This window comes from Dietzia sp. DQ12-76 (genome assembly GCF_014145045.1).
Taxonomy (GTDB): Bacteria; Actinomycetota; Actinomycetes; order Mycobacteriales; family Mycobacteriaceae; genus Dietzia.
Window position 1 is genome coordinate 1 of the sequence record NZ_JAALDV010000326.1, and the last position, 1,466, is coordinate 1,466.

General features: G+C 71.7%; 1 protein-coding gene and 1 pseudogene. Both read left to right on the plus strand.

Annotated features, from left to right (window positions below):
- Positions 1-663: pseudogene (locus G6019_RS11455) on the plus strand (RsmB/NOP family class I SAM-dependent RNA methyltransferase); the annotation flags it as partial.
- Positions 664-808: 145 nt separating this feature from the next.
- Positions 809-1,466: ribulose-phosphate 3-epimerase (rpe, locus tag G6019_RS11460; protein ID WP_182627627.1), on the plus strand; the 658-nt coding region annotated here is incomplete at its 3' end.

Sequence of the window (1,466 nt, forward strand, 5' to 3'; positions counted from 1 at the left end):
AGCCAGGTGGTCGCCCTCGCCGCCTCCCGTGCGCCGCTCGTCGGCGAGGACGGGGGCCGGTGGTTGGATCTGTGCGCCGGCCCCGGGGGCAAGGCCGTGATGCTGGGCGCGTTGGCGGAGATCGAGGGCGCGACGGTGACCGGTGTCGAGGTCTCCGAACACCGGGCCGACCTGGTGCGGGAGGCCACGCGGGACCTGCCGGTGACCGTATTCACCGCGGACGGCCGGGATCCCGGCCTCGAGCCGGGGTTCGATCGGGTCCTCCTCGACGCCCCGTGCTCGGGACTCGGCGCCCTCCGGCGGCGTCCCGAGGCCCGGTGGCGCAAGACCGCCTCAGACATCCCGGGACTGGTGATCCTGCAGCGGGAACTGCTGGAGTCGGCACTGCGACTGGTCCGGCCCGGGGGCGTGGTGCTCTACGCCACGTGTTCCCCCCACCTGTCCGAGACGGTGTCGGTGATCCGTGAGGCCGACCGGCGCGGGGATGTCGAACTCCTCGACATCCGCGAGGTCCTCGCGGGGATCGGCGGGACCTCCACCGAGGGCTTCGGAGGCGGACCGTGGGTGCAGCTCTGGCCCCACCGCCACGGCACCGATGCGATGTTCATGGCGGGGTTGCGACGGCTCGGGAACGTCCCCACACCGTCGAAACGAGAGGAGTGACAGTCGACGCCGGCGGGTCCGGGCGCCTTGTCGTCCGGCCAGCTGAGAGTCCGGCTCCTCGGAGCCTGGCTACCTGACCGTCCGACCTGGTTCCGGCCGACGCCCTCGGGCGCCCACTCGCGCGTGCCCGCCTAGACTGACCCGCATGTCGTACCAGCCGCTCATCGCGCCGTCGATCCTGTCCGCCGACTTCGCCTGCCTCGACCGGGAGATCGACCGCATCCCCGCCGCCGACTGGATCCATGTCGACGTGATGGACGGCCACTTCGTGCCCAATCTGTCCTTCGGTGCCCCCGTCGCCAAGGCGGTCGGGAGGGTCACCGACAAGCCGATGGACTGTCACCTCATGATCACCGACCCGCTGCGGTGGGTGGGTGACTACGTCGACGCCGGCGCGGCCAGCGTGACCTTCCACGTGGAGGCCACCGACGATCCGGAGGCCGTCGCGGAGCTGCTGCACTCGCGCGGGTGCCGGGCGGGCATCTCCATCAAGCCGGGCACTGCGGTGGAGCCGTACCTCGACCTGCTCGCGCACGTGGACATGGTTCTGGTGATGAGCGTCGAGCCCGGGTTCGGGGGACAGTCGTTCATGCCCGAGGTGCTCGACAAGGTTCGCACGCTGCGCGCCGAGATCGACCGGCGCGGGCTCGACGTGCTGATCCAGATCGACGGTGGGATCGATTCGAACACGATCGGGGACGCGGCCGCCGCGGGCTGTGACGTCTTCGTCGCCGGGTCCGCCGTCTACGGCGCGCCCGACCCCGACGGCATGATCGAGACCCTGCGCGCGGGGGCCGCGGCCG